General features: G+C 40.8%; 16 protein-coding genes. 2 read left to right on the top strand and 14 right to left on the bottom strand.

Annotated features, from left to right (window positions below; all coding sequences use genetic code 11):
• Window positions 1-122: 122 nt before the first annotated feature.
• Window positions 123-263: a hypothetical protein gene (locus V7654_RS19460; RefSeq protein ID WP_335432455.1), complete on the bottom strand. Its 141-nt coding sequence runs from the start codon at window positions 261-263 to the stop codon at window positions 123-125.
• Complete coding sequence (locus V7654_RS19455) at window positions 264-425, bottom strand: hypothetical protein (RefSeq protein WP_335432454.1); 162 nt, start codon at window positions 423-425, stop codon at window positions 264-266.
• A gap of 137 nt (window positions 426-562) precedes the next feature.
• Between V7654_RS19455 and V7654_RS19450 the strand changes: the two genes are divergently transcribed.
• The gene (locus V7654_RS19450; RefSeq protein WP_335432453.1) at window positions 563-910 is read left to right on the top strand and encodes a DUF3905 domain-containing protein; all 348 of its coding nucleotides are present in this window, start codon (window positions 563-565) and stop codon (window positions 908-910) included.
• 66 nt (window positions 911-976) lie between these two features.
• On the opposite strand, the gene V7654_RS19445 is transcribed toward V7654_RS19450, so the two are convergent.
• Window positions 977-2,332, bottom strand: coding sequence for a TrkH family potassium uptake protein (locus V7654_RS19445; RefSeq protein WP_335432452.1), 1,356 nt, complete (start codon window positions 2,330-2,332; stop codon window positions 977-979).
• A gap of 233 nt (window positions 2,333-2,565) precedes the next feature.
• Here V7654_RS19445 and V7654_RS19440 point away from each other — a divergent pair, with 233 nt between their 5' ends.
• Window positions 2,566-2,766 (top strand): small, acid-soluble spore protein, alpha/beta type, encoded by a 201-nt coding sequence (locus tag V7654_RS19440; protein WP_207498730.1) that lies wholly within the window; start codon window positions 2,566-2,568, stop codon window positions 2,764-2,766.
• A 58-nt stretch (window positions 2,767-2,824) separates the two neighbouring features.
• Here the strand turns inward: V7654_RS19440 and V7654_RS19435 are convergent, their stop codons facing one another.
• The 11 genes from V7654_RS19435 to V7654_RS19385 all read right to left on the bottom strand — a co-directional run bounded on the left by V7654_RS19435 (window position 2,825) and on the right by V7654_RS19385 (window position 19,513).
• The gene (locus V7654_RS19435) at window positions 2,825-3,925 is read right to left on the bottom strand and encodes an anti-sigma-I factor RsgI family protein (RefSeq protein WP_335432450.1); all 1,101 of its coding nucleotides are present in this window, start codon (window positions 3,923-3,925) and stop codon (window positions 2,825-2,827) included.
• Window positions 3,922-4,668: an RNA polymerase sigma factor SigI gene (sigI, locus tag V7654_RS19430; RefSeq protein ID WP_335432449.1), complete on the bottom strand. Its 747-nt coding sequence runs from the start codon at window positions 4,666-4,668 to the stop codon at window positions 3,922-3,924. The genes V7654_RS19435 and sigI overlap by 4 nt, the downstream gene beginning before the upstream one ends.
• 117 nt (window positions 4,669-4,785) lie before the next feature.
• Window positions 4,786-6,012, bottom strand: a complete 1,227-nt coding sequence (locus V7654_RS19425; protein ID WP_335432448.1) for a DUF5667 domain-containing protein — start codon at window positions 6,010-6,012, stop codon at window positions 4,786-4,788.
• Window positions 6,013-6,196: 184 nt separating this feature from the next.
• On the bottom strand, window positions 6,197-6,961 hold the full coding sequence (locus tag V7654_RS19420) for a TerC family protein (RefSeq protein ID WP_335432447.1): 765 nt from the start codon (window positions 6,959-6,961) through the stop codon (window positions 6,197-6,199).
• A gap of 301 nt (window positions 6,962-7,262) precedes the next feature.
• Entirely contained in the window at window positions 7,263-7,697 is a 435-nt protein-coding gene (locus tag V7654_RS19415) for a hypothetical protein (protein ID WP_335432483.1), read from the bottom strand.
• Between the two features lie 331 nt (window positions 7,698-8,028).
• A complete protein-coding gene (locus V7654_RS19410; protein ID WP_335432446.1) occupies window positions 8,029-9,573 on the bottom strand; it encodes an aldehyde dehydrogenase family protein in 1,545 nt (514 codons plus the stop codon).
• A gap of 14 nt (window positions 9,574-9,587) precedes the next feature.
• Window positions 9,588-10,685, bottom strand: a complete 1,098-nt coding sequence (locus V7654_RS19405; RefSeq protein WP_335432444.1) for an SDR family oxidoreductase — start codon at window positions 10,683-10,685, stop codon at window positions 9,588-9,590.
• Between the two features lie 358 nt (window positions 10,686-11,043).
• Window positions 11,044-14,319 (bottom strand): efflux RND transporter permease subunit, encoded by a 3,276-nt coding sequence (locus tag V7654_RS19400; protein WP_335432443.1) that lies wholly within the window; start codon window positions 14,317-14,319, stop codon window positions 11,044-11,046.
• A gap of 470 nt (window positions 14,320-14,789) precedes the next feature.
• Window positions 14,790-16,187, bottom strand: a complete 1,398-nt coding sequence (gene nhaC / locus V7654_RS19395) for a Na+/H+ antiporter NhaC (protein ID WP_335432442.1) — start codon at window positions 16,185-16,187, stop codon at window positions 14,790-14,792.
• A 439-nt stretch (window positions 16,188-16,626) separates the two neighbouring features.
• Window positions 16,627-17,637, bottom strand: a complete 1,011-nt coding sequence (locus tag V7654_RS19390; protein ID WP_335432441.1) for an EAL domain-containing protein — start codon at window positions 17,635-17,637, stop codon at window positions 16,627-16,629.
• A gap of 304 nt (window positions 17,638-17,941) precedes the next feature.
• On the bottom strand, window positions 17,942-19,513 hold the full coding sequence (locus tag V7654_RS19385) for a peptide chain release factor 3 (RefSeq protein WP_335432440.1): 1,572 nt from the start codon (window positions 19,511-19,513) through the stop codon (window positions 17,942-17,944).
• Window positions 19,514-19,654: the final 141 nt, after the last annotated feature.

The raw sequence follows: 19,654 nt of genomic DNA, 5'->3' as shown, positions 1-19,654 counted from the left end.
CAACAGACCTGTTATACTTTCCACACAAATTAAAAAAACTGTAGACAAGCTCGCTTTAATCGAGTTTTTCTACAGTCTAAAGCCGGCTTAATCGCCGGCTTTTTATATTCTCAGAGGGATCCCTATTTATCTTTTTTAGACTTTGGATTACCTTTTCTTCCCGCAAACGGCAGTTCATAAAGCTTACTGGCATTTATATCTCCAAATTCCATGCCAAACTCAACATTATACGGCTTTTGGTGCCTTTCTTCATGCTTTTTCATTTAAGCTCTTCCCTTCCTGCCTTGCTTGGAATTCCTGTTAGCAAATTTCCCAGCATCCTCACCAGCTGAAAATTCAGCGCTGAATTCTGTTTCCTGGATATTTTTCTTAGGTGTGTTTGTATATTTTTCTAAAGCATTTCTTTCTGCTTTCCGTTTAGCCATATTATCCACCTCCATAGTACTATTTTTTTCAATTGCCTAAGAGCTATGTACGAATTAGATTGCCTAATTTTACAAAGGAAGACTCCTAATAAAATCCTCCCTTAATCCAAAAAATAAACTAAAAAGGAGGAGCTACTATGGCAAAAGATAATCCAAACCTTAAACCTTTGGATATTGAAGAAACTCTGCCTCATCAGGTGAATGCTCCAAGCTTCAAGGATACAGGGATTCAAATGCAGGCCCCTTTCATAAATGAACATGGCGTCATTATTGGGGACAGTCAGTATGCCTCCCAAAATTCCCCTTTGGAAAATTGGAGTGAGGAGACTGATCCTTCAGTTATGGCAGGTGACGAATGGGTACACCCTACAAATGACATCGGCTGGAATTCGGCTGAAAACAGAGAGCTACTTGAAGAAAAGCGAAAGCCTCAGGCTTACCCTTTCATGCATCCTTCCATTGATGTCAGTAAGGGACAGGACTGACGCAATGTAGCGTTTTAGCTTAAATTTTTCAACAAAAAAATCCGGGGATTCCCCCGGATTTGATATTTACCCGATAATAATACGTTCTTTTGGATAATGAATACTTTCTTTTTCCGTCTTTTTAGCAATCAGCAGCAAAAATGAAATGACCCCTACCCGGCCAATGAACATCAAGCTTATGATAACCGCCTTACCGACTGAGGAAAGTTCAGGAGTGATACCCATAGACAATCCTGTCGTACCAAATGCTGAGGATACTTCAAAGATGATTGCCAACATCGGCTGATTCTCAGTTGCCATTAAAATAATGACCGAAATAAAACAAATAATTATTGCCATGAGGGTGACGACAAGCGACTTAATGATATCATCCTGATGCAGTTCTCTATTGAAGATTTTCACTGATCTCTTCCCACGGGCGAAATGGTAAAGAAACAATAGATTAAGGGCAAAGGTTGTTGTCCGTATTCCTCCTCCAACCGAGCTGGGGGAAGCACCAATGAACATCAAGACACTCAATATCAGCAATGTTGGATCCGAGAAATCACTGACATTCATTGTTGCTAACCCGCCATTCCTGGTGGAGGATGACTGGAACAAAGAATAAAATAATGCTTCATGCCATGTTTTATCAGCAAAAAAATGATTATATTCCAGAATAAAAATAGCAGCTGTCCCAAATACCAGAAGCCACAAAAATGTAATGGTAGTTATTTTAGTAAAAAGGGAAAAAGGATACGGTTTCTTCTTATTTTTTCTGAATAAAAATCCTTTTACTTCAATAAGCACTGGAAAACCAATTGCTCCAAGTGTCAGTAATATTATATTAATAATTTGCACAAAATAATCATTCGCAAAAGGGATAAGGGATGCACCTGTTATATCAAAACCAGCATTAGTAGTCGCACTTATTGATGCAAACAAACCGTGCAAGAACGCTTCCTCCCATGAAGGAAAGAATTTTAGAAAATAAAAACCAAGTATAATAGCGCCTATCAATTCAATTAAGACTATAATGACGAGAATTTCCTTAAGCAGTTTTACTAGTCCTGACATAGTTGTCTGGTTTTGATCGGTCATGATCAGCCTTCGTTCTCTAAGGCCGATTTTCTTCCTGATGATCAACCAGAAAAATGTACCCAGGGCCATTACCCCTATACCGCCAAATTGAAGGACAAACATCAGTATAAATATACCTGGAACAGTAAAAGTATCACGTACACTTATAGTCGACAATCCCGTCACACTCACAGCACTTGCAGCTGTAAACATGGCATCTAAAAATGACCATCTCGCGCCTGGCTGAATGGCAATTGGAAGACTTAGCAAGCTCATTGCAACGACAACAGCTAAAAGATAATATGTGACGATGATCTGAGCAGGTGTTAGTTTATCCAGTTTCTTTCTAAATTTATTCCACATAGTTGATTCCTTTCAAGCCTAATTCATGTCCATTCCTATGATAAAGAATATCAACTCAATAATAAAGTATTTTCCTGCAGTTTCCTTTTATAATATCGTGTGCACCTAAAAAATTACGATTCATGCGAAACAATATCCAATACTAAAAAACATTACCATTCATGAACCTGGCACATTTGATAAAACTATACCTACAGAGTTCTCTCTGTAAACCTCATAAGGAGTTGACAACCATGGCAAGAAGTTCAAATAAATTGCTGGTTCCAGGAGTAGAACAATTCATGGACCAGGTTAAATATGAAATCGCTCAGGAATTCGGCGTGAACCTTGGTTCTGATACTGTATCAAGAGCTAACGGATCAGTAGGCGGGGAAATCACTAAGCGACTGGTACAACAGGCACAAGCACAGCTTTCAGGTCAAAACCAACAATAACAATTGAATATAAAACATGGAAAAAAGTCCGGAAGTGAATTCCGGACTTTTAAAATTTTTATTTTTTATTGTTATGATCATTATGACGGCCTGATTGGCCGTGAGATTTCTCATTATGCTTTTGTTTATTATTGCTGTTTTTTTTTCTTGTATCTTTTCTTCCATTGTCCACTCGGTTGCCGTTGCCATACTTTTGGCCTATGTCACGATTATGAATATCGCCCTGGCTTTTGTTTGTATTTTCATTATTACTTTTTCGATGATCCTTCTTATCCTGGCCTTTATTTATATCATTTGACTTTCCAGGATTAGTCTTTGACGGCTCAGGCGTCTTCTTTATTTGTCCAGGTGCCTCCTGTTTTTTTGGAAGCACTGTTTCTTTTTGTTCAGGTTTCGGCTGCGGTTTCAATGGTGTAACAGGCTTTTTCTGAGCAGCTTCTGGTTTATCCTTTTGCTGCTGTTTAGCAGGCATAGAAACTGGTTTAGCTTTTTCAATCTGCTTTTCTTTGTAAACTCCAGTTGTCAGCCCTTGCTTTTTGGCATTCTTACGATCTTCACTTGTGCCCTGCATAACCTTAAGCTCATGATTTTCTACTTGTGTGGCCTTTTTTATTTCAGATATTTTCTCATCCAATTTCCGGTCAACGGCCTTATTAACCTTACCGTTATGGACAGTGGCAATCACAATGTCATGCTCCTGCTTGAAAAATCCTTTGTCTTCGATTTTATCAAGAATCATTTCAGCTACCATGGCAGCATCTTTCTTTTTCCAGCCATCAAGTTCCTCAATGATTTCCTTACCTTCGGGATTGTAACCTGTTAATCGCAACACTTTTAGTTCATCACTTACAGCTAATTCGATACTTGGATTAACATCAATGGACATATACGCGTATACCTGCCCGCTTTGATATACCGGAAGGAATGCGCTCATAACCATCATTAATGCTGCAGTAAGCGCAATTGTTCTTGCTTTAAAACTATTTATGAATGAAAGATTGAATTTCTTTCTTTTATTTGTGGACATTTCTGGAAAAAAATGAATTTCTTCTCCTACCTGATAATCTTGTTGAATCTTTCGGGCTTGTAAAAACTCACCTTCGGGGGTCAACAATGTTAGGTAAAGATCATTGATTTCAAGGATAACCCCTTTTCTCATGTCTCTAACACCCCTTTAATATAATCCTTTAAATAAATATAATCCCCAATTAAAATCAGTGCGATGGCAATGATATATTTTCTGTTTCTCTCTATAGTTTTTCGGCTGACATCAACCATCTCTTCTAAATGCTTGATTGGCAAGCGCTTTTTATCCAGAAGCAAATTTTTCAATTCCTCGTTTTCTACCATCGCTTGAGCAACGAGCATTGCATTTTTCCGCGCATCCGCATGCTTGGGCGATTGATCGAGCAGGTCCTGAAAAGAAAGATCAAATTCCTTTAGTATACTCTGGAATTGGATGATTTCCTCCCGCCTCAGTTCTTGTTCTGTTTTTTTCCTGAAGTCATCAAGAGAAAGCTCATCTTCAATTGTTGAGCGCTGCTGCTCTTCCTCAGAAGGATCATTTGATATATTAAAACTTAAGCTCTGGTTTCTGCTCTGCTGGCGGATATAATCAATCACTCTCCGCTTGATCATTACTTCGGCAAAACTTAATAATGAATTACCTTTTTCAGATGAATATTTTTGGATTGCCTCATTAAAGGCGATGAGGCCAATGCTAAATTCATCGTCTGATTCATGTATGTATCTCTTGCAGACAGCTGAAACGGTCTTTGCAATAAAAGGCTTATAAGAATCAATCAATTCATCCCTTAAAGCTGCATCCCCCTGATGAATTTTTTCCACTGTCTCTTCCAGTGGTCTGCGCCGTTTCTTTGCCATGAACAATAAACTTAGCAATAGCCTCACCTCTTTTCTCACCACATTATATCATATCATGTCAATTCTCTATTGTGGTTAGGCAGTGAAAAGATAGCCTGAAATGGCTATCTTTTCGAGTCTATTGTTCAATTGGTTTTAGTGTTTTCCATTACCTTTGCTTTCGCCATTCTGATGAGCTTTGCCCTTGCCTTCATGACCTTTTTGCTGCTTATGTTCTTCCTTTTTATAAGAGCGTTCTTGCTTTGCTTGATGTTTTTCTTCTTGCTTTGCAGCTTTGCGTTCTTGATGAACAGCCTTGCGCTCTTGCTTCTCAGCAGCTTTTTCAGCTTTTTTCTGCTGTTTTGCCTGTTCCTTTACGGGCTTTGCTGGAGCAACAGCAGGAACAACTGTAGTATCATCATCTGCAGGCATAGTTTCATCTGCAGGTTCTTCGGCTGGTGCTTCTGCCGGCTCTTCAACTTGATCTGCTGGCTCAAGATCAGTTACAACTGGCTCAACTACTACTGGTTCAGTTGTTTCCTTTTCTTCTTCTTCAGGCTTTTCAGCATACTTTTCTTCTAACTTAGCAAGCTTCTTAGCCATTTTCGCGTAAGTTTTGTCGATATTCTTTTGAAGGGCAGCTCTTGCTTTGTCATTTCCAACATGCTCCATTGCTGCTTTCAAAGCGATAATATTTTGTTTTAGGATGCCTTCAATTTCTTCATATGGATTTTCAGCTGCGACGTCTTCTGCTTCTTCTTCAGTTTCTGCATCTGCATCATCGCTTGGATCTTCGGCAACTACATCGTCTGCAGGTGCTTCTTCATTATTTTCATCTTCTACATCTGCTTCAGAATCAGTTTCATCTTCAGAATCAGTCACTTCATCTGAACCTGTTCCTTCTTCGATTTTTGTATCTTCTTCTTTTTCAGTTTCATCGTTTGAATTTTCTTTATCAACGATGACCTGTGAATTTTCCATGTATTCAACAGCAGTCTCGATTACCTCAAGTGCTTCGTCTTCTTTTCCAGCTGCAAACAGTTCGCTAGCTTCAGCTAAGCGTTCTGCTGCGTATGTAGCAAGCAATTCTGCTTCATCAGCCTTATCAAAAGTAAAAGCAAGCCTGATTTTTTCCAATGCTATTTTTGCAAAATAGAAGAAATCTCCAGGAATTAAAGATGGATTCGTTTCTGCAAGCTCATCAACTTGAGTTTTTGCATCTTCAATATCCTCGGGGCTAACAGTTTGTAAATCTACTGTTTCGTACTCAGATGTATTTTCTTCTGCCATAGCAATCGGTGCAAATGTAAACGTACCGGCAAGCACTAGAGCCAATGTACTTTTTGCAATTTTCTTCATCTCTTGGTTGGAAAGTTTCTTCATTCTCTGTTCACCTCATAATTTTTTGGGAGCGGCCGCTTTAATTCACTAAATGGTTACGTTTGCACTGGGGGTGTTTATGGGGGTTTTTGAAAAAAAAAAGAAAAACTTCAGTCAATTTGTGACTGAAGTCTTTCTTTTTCGTTGATAAATGTTGGGTTTACGACTGCTTTCGCATAAAAAAATTTTATGAGTCATGCTGCACCTGGAGCTTTCGGGTGGAAAAAATATACCCGACTACAGCAATCAAAATCAAAACAATCCAAAATATAAACTTCCATATGAACGATTCCGGAAAATGGCGATCAAGGACTCCGATTTCAGGATGGGCAAGAGTAAAGACTGCGAGCTTTACGCCAACCCAGCCGACAATCAAAAAGGCAGCAGTTTCAAGCGTTGGCCGTTCTTTTAATAGCTTAACAAACCAGTTGGCCGCAAATCTCATAATAACAAGTCCAATTATGCCTCCCAGGAACATGACAATAAATTGTCCACCATCAATCCCGCCCATCCTAAACCAGCCACTAGGTGTCAGCGTAACAGCAAGAGCAACAGCCGCAAGCATCGAATCGATCGCAAAGGCGATGTCTGCAAGCTCGACTTTTAGCACCGTCATCCAAAAAGAGGAACCAGAAGTCTTAAACTGTTTTTCCTTCTCGTTTTTGCCTGAATAATTCCTGATTAAATGGTTGCTGGAAATGAATAGAAGGTATAGCGCGCCAAGTGCCTGCACCTGCCATACATCGGCCAGCAAGGAAATCATAAACAATGTCGCGAATCGAAATATAAATGCACCAAATAAGCCATAAAACAAGGCTTTTTTTTGCTGATCGTTTGGGAGGTGTTTTACCATTACCGCCATGACAACGGCATTATCTGCGGCGAGAATTCCTTCCAGTCCAACAAGAACAATCAATACCCAACCATATTCAAGCAGCATCGCTAAATCCATTTTTGTCACCCTCCGGCTCTTATTATTTACAATACACCCCGCTGATAAAGGCACAATTTTTGGATTTTAAATCACAAAAAGACCTCTGCCAGGCGGCAAAGGTCTTGCTAAGCATATGTACATGCCAACAAAGCCGATGGAATAATCCCATGAAATGACGACTTTGCTTTAGGTTTCCCTAACAGCTACTCCCCTTTGGAAGATACTATTCAATTTGGAATTAGTCGTATTTTGCACTAAATTAGTGATTAGTACGACTTTTTAATATTATATGCGGCTTCTTAAAAACATGATACAAAGATCAGCTGGCATAGAATTTCATTAATACCTTTCTGATTAAAAATCCAGAAATCACACCTGGAATCACAAAGAGCATTGGCAGAAAAACCGGTCCTGGAAATACTCCCAAAAGTTTTACCTTTGGAGAAACCATCAGTCCTACGGTAACGAAGTAGGCTGAGAAAACGAAAGGCAAAAAAGTCAGCTTCTCATCTTCAGGCATTACACTGCGGTATGCATCCCACATTGCAAACATATATAAACAAGGGTAGAACATCAGCCATTGAACATCGATTACCTGTAAGGCCCTTTCCGTCTCACCCAGAAAGCTGAGCATTATTCCTTTATTGAAATTACTATATACATTAACCAGGAACTCAAGCACGACAAATAATACTCCCTTAATTAAGTTGCCGGTAAGGAGTTGTGCGAAACCTGGGAGTGCTATGCTCCACATCACCGCTTCTAGTTTGGTTAATTTCTTTTTATTGGCCACTCTAGATTCATCCTTTAATCGTTTTATTAAGCTCTTTTCGCACCTTTTTGTTTTTGCATATATTCCTCCCTGATTGAATCCAAGGTATGAACGAACTACTGAACAATCATATGCTCAGCTGTAAAACAGCAATTTGCAATACACCTTATTTCATAAAGTTCAGCACACTCTCCTGATGGTTTTAGAGTGTCCAAATAAGGCCATCAATTATCATTTTTCCAAAAAAATGTTAAATATATTTAACTAATACATAAAAAAAGCCATTCCTTTATCAAAAGGAACGGCAGTAAAGTTATTTACTTTTAAGTAAGGCTAAATAGTCCCTGGCAAATGACAGCCAATTTCTTTTTTCTCCGAAATAGTTTTTGAATAAGTTAAGAAATAGAGGATATTTCCCTTTATATGGGTACCATTGTATTTCGGTATTCATTAAGCCGAGGTCTTCCATAATCGCTTTTTCATGACAAAATATCCGCAGCCCCCCTTCAGCATGATACCGGCCAATACCGCTTTCCTTTGTTCCGCCAAATGGCAAACCATGGTTAGCAACAGTTATGATGACATCATTGATGACGACTGCTCCGGAAACCAGCTTGGATGCCACTCTTCTCGCCTTTTCTTTATCTTTGGTCCAAACACTTGCATTTAAACCAAAAACCGTTCCATTGGCTAGAGTGACAGCCTCCTCTTCAGTGTCGAATAGAACGACAGGCAGTAATGGACCAAACGATTCTTCCTGGATAATTTTCATATCTTGCTCAACATGTGTTACGACAGTCAAGGGAATGAACATCCCTTCCTGCCAATTTACAGGCTCGAGGCCAGTTTCAAGCTTTGCTCCTCTTGCCAATGCTTCTTCCAGCTGTCCCTTCACGATATCCTTCTGCGCTGGGAAAGTCATGGAACCTACATCTGCATTTTCATCAGTACCCTGCGTCAAATTCCTGACTTCTGATTTTAGCAACTCAAGAAATTCTTCGGAAATAGATCGTTCCACATAGAGGCGCTCTGCACTCATGCAGACCTGCCCACTGTTTGTAAAAGCTCCCCAGGCAGCAGCCTTTGCGGCTCTTTCAAGATTAGCATCCTTGAATACAATCATCGGATCCTTTCCGCCTAGCTCCAGTGTGGTCGGGATTAAATCCCTTGCTGCCTGCTGCTGAATGATTTTGCCAGTACGGACCGAACCAGTGAAAAATATATAATCTGGTTTTCCCTCGGTAAAAGCTGCACCTACTTCTTTACCGCCATGCGCCACCTGGACAGTTCCTTCAGGAAACCCTGAGCGATTAAATAGATCTTCAATGCATTTCCCTACGAGTGGAGTGACCTCTGACGGCTTTAAAATCACTGTATTGCCGCCGGCCAAAGCGCTTACCATTGGTACCATTGCCAGCTGGAGCGGATAATTCCATGGTGAAATCACCAGTACTATCCCTCTTGGCATGTACTCAATGTACGATTTTTTGCCAATCAATAAGAAAGGCGTTTTTGCTTTTTGGCGGCTAAGCACCTTTTCAGCATGCCTGATAATATGGTCGATCGCATCAAGTGTTGGCATTATATCCGCAACGATAGCCTCTGTCAGCACCTTCCCGGTATCTTCGGAAATAGTCCTAGCAATCTGGTCCATCTCATCAACCATCAGTTGTTTCAACTTTCTAAAATATCTTAAGCGTTCAGGAATCGAAATGCTGCTCCACGCCGCAAAAGCATTTCTGCCCCGCTGATAAAAGAGTGGGACCTCATGAATCGGAGTCTCCTCAATTTCAGCGATAACCTTTCCTGTCGCAGGTGCAATGACGGTTAATTTTTGGACTTGTTCAACTGAATGCACGTTCATTCACCTGCCTACATAATTTTTATCTGGTAACTGGGTTCATGCTTATTTTGCTTATAGAATGATGTCATTGCCGAGATGCCATCCTTAAAATCGGGGCATTTAATCCCTGAGTCCTTTAAATCGTTCTGGGCTTGCGTTGAGTCAAAATACCCTCTCCATGTAAAATAATCGAGCGCTTCTTTTTCTACTCCGAGATACCTTCTAAAAACGCTCAAATTCAGACCAGCTTTTGCCAACCCTAAAGGAATCGAACCTTTTGGGGATTTTTGCATCAATTCAGCCATCATCATTTCATATAACTCCGAGACTTTATAAGGTTTTGGGTCAGTAAGATGGTAGGTCTTTCCTGCACCTTTTTCACTGAACGTTAAATAGGATGTCGCTTCAATAATATAATCAACCGGAACAAGATTTACAACAGTATCGCCTTTTCCAAGCCGCGGCAGGAAGGGCATGAAGCTTAAACGGTCGATAAAATTCATGATAAAATAAGGACCATCGAACTTGATCGTTTCCCCCGTCCTTGAATGCCCTTTTACAATGCCCGGCCGAATGACTGTGACAGGTACCTCTGCTTTTAGTGCAGCAACCAATAGTTCAGCTTCAAATTTTGTTTCTTCATAAAAATTCTTAAATTCAGCGGGCTTAATTAATTCATTTTCGTATAAAACTCCTTCCCTTTTGCCTGCTACATATGCAGTGCTGAAGTACGTGTAGCGCTGGAGATTCCTCAGGTTTTTTACCCATTCATTAACATTTCGTGTGCCTTCTACATTCACCAGAAACGCGAGATCCTTCGGCACTGCCAGATCGTAAATTGCAGCAAGATGGAAAACATGAGTCACCGACTCTTGTAAAAAAGCATTTTTTTGCGGTTCGATCTCCAATCCAAGCTTCGTAATGTCACCCGTAATAATTTCAAAACGGTCTTCAGCTAATGCGAAATCACTTATTATAGACTTCTTTTCGTTCTCCGCTTTCTCAGTCATGGATGGCAGGACAAGTACATATACCTTTCCATTCCCGTTGTTTTTCCGAAGTACCTCTCTTATCAGTTGATTGCTGATAAATCCTGGAAAGCCTGTAAAAAAATATCCGTACTCCATATATGTCCTCCTTAATGTAATTAGCTTTATTTTATCTGTAAGCGTTTGTATTTGGCAAAATTTTTTGCTGATTATTCTGAATTTTATTAATTAAGGCTTGTGCGGGCAGAATTTTGTTAACCATTTAAGGTTTATTGCCTGTGCTCTCACGAAAATTCTAATTGTACCAAATAGTCATTTTACAGGTTATTTATCGCTCTAATAAATCTTATTGGTATCAACCAGGATCGTTTTAAAACTCCTTGATGGCTCTAATGACAACAATATAAAAATCAACAAAGAAATAAAATGCCTAAAAAATAATAGGTGCCTGATAACCATGCTAAGCAGCATAGTTACCAAACACCTATTGACTATATTATCTACGTCTTCTTAAATCCCTGTTAGTTGTTGAATCACCATCCTCTTTTACCAGTTGAAGTAGTTCTTCAAGCATTCCAGCCATTTCTTCTTTTGAATATTTCCCTTGCTGGATAAGGGTAGTCTTTTCTTCGATAGTTCTTTCGAATTCTGTGTCAGTGTGCTCCTTCAGCAAGTATGCAGGCACCAAATGTCCATCAGGAGTCGCATACATTTTGTTCATCCTTCTTGTATCTTTATCAAAAAAGCTATACATGACCGGGATAACAAACAGCGTCAGGAATGTACTGCTGATCAAGCCGCCAATCACGGTAATTCCCATTGGCTGATTGATTTCTGCACCCTCTCCAATACCAAGCGCAAGAGGGACCAGTCCTAATATCGTCGTTAAGGCAGTCATCAGGATTGGTCTTGCCCTGTCTTTAACAGACAGAACAATAGCTTCATGAGGATTCAACCCTCGTTCTTTCTTCTGGTTGATATAATCGACAATTACGATTGCGTTATTTACGACGATACCTGCCAAAACAATAATGCCTATAGTCACTGTCAAACTGATCGGAGTTTGTGTCGCAGTCAATGCTATTGCAACTCCTATGACCATTAAAGGTACAGTGAACATGATAACAAACGGATATTTCAAGGATTCAAATTGAGCCGCCATCACGAGATAAACTAAGATGATTGCAAGGACGAACGCTAGCACTAAATCATCAATCGATGATTCAAGAAGCTCCCTGTCCCCGCTGAATACAACTTCTGTTTCATCAGGCAGATCAAGCTCATCAATTTTCTTGTCTACTTCTTTCGAGATCGCTCCAAGGTTAGTTGATGATTTATATTTCATCGTAAATTCAACGGCATCCTGCTGATTGATCCTTTGAATTTTAACAGGTCCGCTGCCAGTTTTGATATTGGTCACCTGTCCTAACGCAACATAGCTCCCATCCGGCTTCTTGATCAGCAATTGTTTTAGCTTATCAAGATTTTGCGTAACAGCTCGATCATACTCAACAAAGACCCCGAGGATTTCCCCGTCATTACCTGACATTTGTGTTGCCATGCTCCCTCTGGTCACATCATTCACGATCATGGCAATCTGCGCTGGAGCTAGCCCCTGGGCAAGTGCCTTTTCCCTGTCGACTGTTACCTGAATCTCATCCACTTTTTCATTTTGGCTCGTTGATAGTTCATTGACATCTTCTAGATCTCTGAGTGAATCGTATATTTTTGTCACTGATTCATTCAGTCGTTTCTCACTCGTATCCCGGACGCTGAATGTGAGCGTATTCGGCGCTGAACCAGATGTGGACTGTAAATTAAAACTGAGGTCAGCGGTGCTGTTCGCTTTTTTTGCAGCTTGTTCCAGTTCTTTCTTTTTATCATCGACAAACTTGAATGTGCTAATTTTTCGCTGTTCAAGGTCAGCCATCTTCACATATAACTCTCCGACATTTGTATTCGTCGTCCCTCTAAAGGAAGCTTCTTGTGTAGTACCGACCAAGCTGACATATACGTCTACGTTTTCTTCACCCTTTAATTCATCCTCAAGTGAAGCGAGTACTTTTTCCGTTTCCGACAACGCAGCACCATTTTCTAATTTTACCCTTATACTGAAGAATCCTTCGTCAGTTGCAGGAATGAATTGTGTCCCGACAGTAGTCAGTCCATACCCTCCTCCAGCAAGCATCAGCAGGGTAATCAAAATGACAAGGAATCTGTGGCGGAGAGCCCATCTTACGGACTTTTCCAAACTCTTCATCGAACTTGAACGCTGCCTTCTTGCCTCGAGGTTCTTTTTAGGAGCCTTTAAAAGCCGGCTTGCAAGCATTGGCACAACAGTCAACGCCACAATCAAAGATGCCAGCAGACTGAATGAAATCGTCAGCGCAAATTCAGTGAAAAGCTCACCGATAATTCCTGATATGAAAACAACAGGTAAAAATACCGCCACCGTCGTAAGGGTAGATGCCGTAATCGCTCCTCCAACTTCCTGCGCTCCATCACGGGCAGCAGTTTTTGGATCCTTACCCATCGAAAGGTGACGATAAATATTTTCAATCACGACTATCGCATTATCGACCAGCATGCCAATTCCTAGGGCAAGTCCGCCAAGTGTCATGATATTCAAAGTGAAATCCGCAAAGAACATTAATACGAATGTGAAAATAACAGAATAAGGAATCGCAATCCCGATGATCAACGGACTCTTCACATTCCTCAGGAAAAAGAACAGCACCGCCATCGCCAGCAGCCCACCGACAATAAGGGAGTTAGAGATATTCCCAATGGCCATTTTGATATAGTCACCTTGATCAAAAAGGACCTCAGATTTAATTCCTTCATATTTGTCTCGCTCAAGTAACTTGTCCAGCTCATCGAGGAATGCCTTTGAAACCTCCGCTGTATTGGCGTCAGATTGCTGGAGTACACTTAACAGGACTGATGGTGACTGGTTCGTTCGCGTAATTGTACGGTCATCCTGTTTTTGTAATTCAACTTTGCCGACATCCTGGAGCTTAACCTTTTGCTTTGTCACTGGATTTGAAAATACAGTCAGGTTCTTAAGTGTGTCTACAGAATCAAGCGTACTAATGACCCTGGTCGTCAGCTCTTTTCCATTCGTTAAAATGGTATCGCCCGGCATCGAGACATCATTCGCCCTGATCAAGTCAACAATATCGGACTGGCTTAATTTATATCTCTTTAATTTTTGCTGGTCTAATTCGACCCTTACTTCCTGGACAGAGGTCCCCGAAAGATTGACACTTGCAACTCCCTCCACTTTGGTCAACTCAAGCTCGAGCTCTTCAGCCAAATCCCTTAATGATTGTTCATCCTGATCCGAACTTAAGGACAATTGGATAATAGGAAACTGCGAAGGATCGAACTTTAGGAATCGCGGCTTTTCTGCTTCATCCGGAAGCTGTGCCATATCCAGTCTCTGAATGACCTCGTCCTGGATATCATCAATATTGGTTGTCCAGGAAAATTGCATCAGGATCAGGTTGGCACCTTCCTGGGAGGTGGAAGTCATCGTCTTGATTCCTGGCAAAGTAGCCAGGTTGGCTTCCAAAGGCTTCGTTACCTTTTCAACTATTTCCTCAGGACTGGCTCCCTGATAATTTGTTACCACCACACCTACTGGCGGATTGATATCCGGAATCAGCTTTAGTGGAATCCTCATCATTGATACAATACCGAGTATCAGGACCAAAAACATGGTTACAATCGTAAAAACAGGTCTTCTGATCGAAAAATTGCTGATTTTCATATATTAACTCCTTTCGGCTGTAAAAACATGCTGACTGACAGGACGTACCAAATTAATTCAACCCTAAATACAGTGAAGCCTTTGTGATCTTGCAAATGTCATCTATGTAGTATGTAGAGACCATTTTTAAAAATAGAGTGCTTGAAAGAAACCGTACACTTCATTTTAAATCAATTGATGTTTTAATGAAACTTTGAGACATTCAATTTACATACTTCGACTAGCCGCTGAATGAGTAAATCTGAGTGAAAATAGTGCTTTATTCGTCTCCCTTCCGCAGAAGTTCTCATTTTCTTTCATCGAGTCCCGGGAAACCGGTTAGTGACTTTCAGCTTTTCGCAAATTTCTTTCTCCTAGTAATTTTTTTGGCCCTTAAATTTTTTAATGACTTTCAAACCTGTTTTCTTCCTATTACCTGCGGATTCTCCCTTTCATCCTAACACTCGAAAATTGCACAAAAAAACGGCAGCCTAAGCCACCGCTTTCCTTTCCATTCTCGATACCGTCATGCCTGTAAAGCCAGCGGCCAATGTTAAAACCGGAGACAACAAACAGAAGAACGCAAACGGCACATACTCAATTGTATTTACACCAAGCACGCCGCTAAGAAAGACTCCGCACACACTCCATGGGACGAGTGGGTTGATGACTGTTCCTGCATCCTCCAGAACCCGTGATAGGTTTTTCGCCTGTAGTCCCGCTTTTTCAAAATGCCCTGCGAAAGTGTTTCCTGTTAACAAAATTGAGAGGTACTGTTCGCCGATTAAAAAATTTATCCCTATAGCAGACAATGCTGCTGAACCAATCAGGACAGGGACTTTCTGCAGACTGGCCGTGAGTCCCTGAAGTAAAGCAGGCAGAACGCCAAGCTTGAACAACAAGCCGCCCATACTCAAGGCGAGAAATACAAGCGAGACGGAAAATAACATGCTTTCAATCCCTCCGCGAGACAAAAGCGAATCCAGTTGTTCGTTACCGCTCTGTGATTTGTATCCAGAGTATAAAATGCCTGGAAGCGTGCCCCAATCAGACCTTTCCGCCACAATCAGACTGATTGCCATTGCCGAAAAGGTTCCAGCTCCGAGCGTCAATATAGAAGATACTTTTTTAACTGCAAGCACCGCGATCAAGAATAACGGAACAAGAGAATACCAATGAACAAGATTCATGTTGGTAAGTGCCTTTTGCAAACTATTCAGTTTAGTGAAATCTGCTGTCCCCAGCTCCGGGGACAACCCAGCATATAAAAGTAATGAGATAAAGAATGCTGGTACAGTAGTCCATGCCATATTTTTAATATGATCGAATAAATCAACATTTAGTGTGGAAGACGCAAGTACTGTTGTATCTGAGAGCGGAGACATCTTATCTCCTAGAAAAGCTCCTGATACAACAGCACCGGCTGTTATAGCGGATGAAAAACCGAGCGTTTCACTTACTGTGATAAAGGCAACCCCTATGACAGCGGATGTAGTCAAGGAACTGCCGATGCTTAAGCCAACGATTGAGGCCACAAGAAAAACGATTGCATAAAACCATTTTCCTGAAACAAGCTCAAAGGCCAGGTAAATTAACGTAGGAATTGTCCCCGCCGCAATCCAGCTGCTCACAAGCATGCCAATGAAAAAGAAAATCATGACCGCCCCTAGTCCTGCTTTAGCTCCTTCAATCATGCTGCTTTCGAGGTCTTTCATTTTAATTTTCTTCATCAATCCGTAAACAATCAGTGCTCCAATTGCGAACATGATCGGGATGTGTGGAACTAACTCTAACTTAATCATTCCATAACTTATTCCTGAGAATAATAGCAGGATTACTGCCAAAGCTTCTGATGTTTTTAACGAGATTGCAGGCTGGTGATTTAACATGTTGTTCCCTCCAATTAGCTGAAATACAAATAGCTCCTTTTCGTCTAGGGACGAAGGAGCTCCGCGGTACCACCCTAATTGGCAAACAAACACGCCTGCCCACTTCATTAATAGTGTCATCAATCGACAGCTGTATTTCAAATTTGCCACTGCCTGGATTTCCAGCAACCATCCAGTCTCTTTCTGCTGCCCATGACAATTCTACTTTTTTCTGTCAACACCATATTATATCACTTTTTCACTTAAACGCTTTTATGCATAAAAGCGTTGATGTGTAATATCAATATAGTATTTTACTATTAAAATGTCAAGAAAAAATCTGCCTTTTTTAAAAGACAGATTTCATTCATGATTCATATTCTTAAATCTCGTGATCAATTTTGCCGGATTTTCGTACGTTCACACTCGTTTCGCTCCTTCTTAAAAAAGGCTTTTATGATTACCTTAAACCTGCTGCTACGTAAGATGTATTTAAGCTAGGCTTCCCAATATAAAATCCCTGTGCAAGATCGATGCCAATCTTTTGGCAGTACTCCATTTCTTCTTTCCTTTCAATCCCTTCTGCCAGTACAGTAATATCAAGTTTATTTGCCAATTCCATGACTCTCGTTAAAAACTCCTGATTCTCAGCCACCTTGTCGCAATTATGAATATACTGACGATCAATTTTTACATAATCAGGGTTAAGCATCTCGAGGACTTCAAGGGTGGAAAAACCTGTTCCAACATCATCGAGGGCTACCTTCATACCTTGCCTTTTATATGTATTCAAGACGTTCTTTAAGTGCTGGATATCTTCGATTTTTTCTGATTCGACTACTTCAAATACAAGATCATCGGGATTGATTTGATATTTTTCCACGAGTCTGAAAGTATGCTGCAGACAATATTCGGGATTATATATTGTTGATGGAAGAAAGTTAATGAAGCTTTTTATTCCTGCTGGTACTTTTTCTTTTTTCGCCTTGATTGCAGCTTCCCGCGCCCGCTTATCCAGCAAGGAAAGCAGACCAGTTTCATGAGCAGTTCCGAAAAGTTTTCCAGGAGGTATCTGTTCCGGTGATTCCGTCCTCAACAAAGATTCATAGCCATAAACCTGGCCGTCATTCTTGAGATTGACGATGGGCTGCAGGTAACTTACAAGACTTCCATGATTGATCATTTCAACCGTGTCACGTTCCCGTACACGACTATACAAAGAAGTGAGACTGATATTCATTTTAGGAATTTCATTCTTTTCAGAAATTCCCGCCTCGACCTCCTTTTCCTGAAAAAGCTCGCACGCCTCCTTAAGCATTCTTTCCAATTCCTCAACCGAATGATAGTTTTTTGCTAACCAGCCTTCATTAAATCTACTGAATTTAGGAAGATTTTTTTCACTCCGGACAAACAGATAACCTGTATCGTATAAATGAAAATGCAATCCGCATTGTACGCACTCATTAATCATAGTGAACCTCCAGCCTTAATTATCTAGTCCTATTTAATTATAACAATAACACCACCAATATAGGAAAATCGAACCTTTTTTAAAAGGTTCTTTCGTATGTTTTTCTTAAATGGTATGTACAAACTTATTATTAAAGGCTTAGCCATTAGAAAAAGCCAGCTCAGTTTGTCGATAAAGATACCGATAATTTATTGAACCCTGTTTTCGATCCAGTCAAAATAAAAAAACTGCAGACAAGTTCGATTTTCATCGAGTTTGTCTACAGTCTTAGCAGGCTTTCTTCAAAAGACGGCTCACATCACATTTATGCATCCATTGGATTATAAAGTTTTACTTCTGGATTCTTTTCCTGGAACCATCTTAATGCAAAGTCATTTTCAAACAAGAATGCTTTTTTATCAAAACGATCGGTAACAAGCAGGCTTCGGGAGCTTGAGAGGTTTTCGTTTACTTGATCACCCTCGATCCAGCGAGCAATTTTGGAGCCCTGTCTCTCCATCAATACTTCTACATTATACTCATTGCGCATCCTTGCCTCGAACACTTCGAACTGAAGCTGGCCGACTGCACCGAGCAGATATTCATCTGTCTTCACTGTTTTGAAGAGCTGGATTGCGCCTTCCTGTACAAGCTGCTGGATTCCTTTATGGAAGTGCTTTTGCTTCATGACGTTCTTAGCAGTTACACGGACAAAAAGTTCAGGTGTAAATTGCGGAAGCTTTTCGTACTGGAATGCTTCCTTGCCAGAGACGATTGTATCGCCGATCTGGTATGTGCCTGGATCATATAAACCAATAATATCGCCGGCAACAGCTTCCTCAACAGTGCTGCGGTCATCAGCCATAAACTGTGTAGACTGTGCAAGTTTCATCGGCTTTCCAGTCCTGCTTAATTGCACTGTCATCCCACGCTCGAATTTCCCTGAACAAATGCGCAGGAAAGCAATCCGGTCACGGTGAGCGGGGTTCATGTTTGCCTGGATTTTAAAGATGAAACCAGAAAACTCTTCTGAAAGAGGATCAACTTCGCCTGCAGTCGAAGTTCTTGGCTGAGGCGTCGGTGCAAACTGAAGATAGGAATCAAGGAAAGTCTGAACACCAAAATTGGTCAGCGCACTTCCAAAGAATACCGGAGTCAAGTTTCCTGCAGCGATTCGCTCTGCAGAAAACTCGTTTCCTGCTTCGTCTAATAGCATGATCTCTTCAAGAGTTTGCTCATACAATGAAGATTGCTTGAGCTTATGCTCAGCATCGATTTCACCATTGTCATTCAATGAAAGAAAACGGTCGTCTTCTTCTACGCGGAATTGCTCAATCCTGTTATTGAAACGGTCGTAAATGCCCAGGAATTCTTTTCCCATGCCGATTGGCCAGTTCATCGGGTATGATTCAATCCCAAGAACCTCTTCCAGTTCAGCAAGAAGTTCAAGCGGCATTTTACCCTGGCGGTCAAGCTTGTTGATAAAGGTAAAAATCGGAATGCCTCTCATGCGGCAAACTTTAAACAGTTTCAGGGTCTGATCCTCTATACCTTTTGCAGAGTCTATGATCATCACGGCACTATCCACCGCTGTCAATGTCCTGTAAGTATCCTCCGAAAAATCCTGGTGACCAGGAGTATCAAGAATATTCACCTTGAAACCATCGTAATCAAATTGCATGACACTGGAGGTTACGGATATTCCACGCTGCTTCTCGATTTCCATCCAGTCACTCGTAGCGAATTTTCCGGTTTTCTTCGCTTTTACTGTACCTGCGTCCCTGATGGCGCCGCCGAAGAGGAGGAGCTTCTCAGTTAGCGTTGTTTTTCCCGCATCCGGGTGGGAAATAATCGCAAATGTTCTGCGCGATAATACTTCGTCTTTTAATTTTTTCATGATTTTATGTTTCCTTTCTATTTAAAGGCAAAATTCCTCATAAAGTTAATCTTATCTTTCTGGCGTTAAGTTTGCAATCCTGCAATTGCATATCAATACTTTTTAAAATATTTCCAAAAGCCTTATAATATAAGTTCGAGG

The sequence above is a fragment of the Bacillus sp. JJ1609 genome, from assembly GCF_036967045.1.
Lineage (GTDB): Bacteria > Bacillota > Bacilli > Bacillales > Cytobacillaceae > Mesobacillus.
This window is presented reverse-complemented; position numbering and strand designations above follow the sequence as displayed.

Bases quoted from the DNA above. Each gene is read 5' to 3' on its own strand.
- V7654_RS19385 (WP_335432440.1), bottom strand. From the start codon at position 19,513: ATGAAAAAATTAAAAGACGAAGTATTATCGCGCAGAACATTTGCGATT.
- V7654_RS19455 (WP_335432454.1), bottom strand. From the start codon at position 425: ATGGCTAAACGGAAAGCAGAAAGAAATGCTTTAGAAAAATATACAAAC.
- V7654_RS19425 (WP_335432448.1), bottom strand. From the start codon at position 6,012: ATGAAGAAACTTTCCAACCAAGAGATGAAGAAAATTGCAAAAAGTACA.
- V7654_RS19440 (WP_207498730.1), top strand. From the start codon at position 2,566: ATGGCAAGAAGTTCAAATAAATTGCTGGTTCCAGGAGTAGAACAATTC.
- V7654_RS19405 (WP_335432444.1), bottom strand. From the start codon at position 10,685: ATGGAGTACGGATATTTTTTTACAGGCTTTCCAGGATTTATCAGCAAT.
- V7654_RS19460 (WP_335432455.1), bottom strand. From the start codon at position 263: ATGAAAAAGCATGAAGAAAGGCACCAAAAGCCGTATAATGTTGAGTTT.
- V7654_RS19450 (WP_335432453.1), top strand. From the start codon at position 563: ATGGCAAAAGATAATCCAAACCTTAAACCTTTGGATATTGAAGAAACT.
- V7654_RS19420 (WP_335432447.1), bottom strand. From the start codon at position 6,961: ATGGATTTAGCGATGCTGCTTGAATATGGTTGGGTATTGATTGTTCTT.
- V7654_RS19435 (WP_335432450.1), bottom strand. From the start codon at position 3,925: ATGAGAAAAGGGGTTATCCTTGAAATCAATGATCTTTACCTAACATTG.
- nhaC (WP_335432442.1), bottom strand. From the start codon at position 16,187: ATGTTAAATCACCAGCCTGCAATCTCGTTAAAAACATCAGAAGCTTTG.
- V7654_RS19390 (WP_335432441.1), bottom strand. From the start codon at position 17,637: ATGATTAATGAGTGCGTACAATGCGGATTGCATTTTCATTTATACGAT.
- V7654_RS19415 (WP_335432483.1), bottom strand. From the start codon at position 7,697: ATGTGGAGCATAGCACTCCCAGGTTTCGCACAACTCCTTACCGGCAAC.
- V7654_RS19445 (WP_335432452.1), bottom strand. From the start codon at position 2,332: ATGTGGAATAAATTTAGAAAGAAACTGGATAAACTAACACCTGCTCAG.
- V7654_RS19400 (WP_335432443.1), bottom strand. From the start codon at position 14,319: ATGAAAATCAGCAATTTTTCGATCAGAAGACCTGTTTTTACGATTGTA.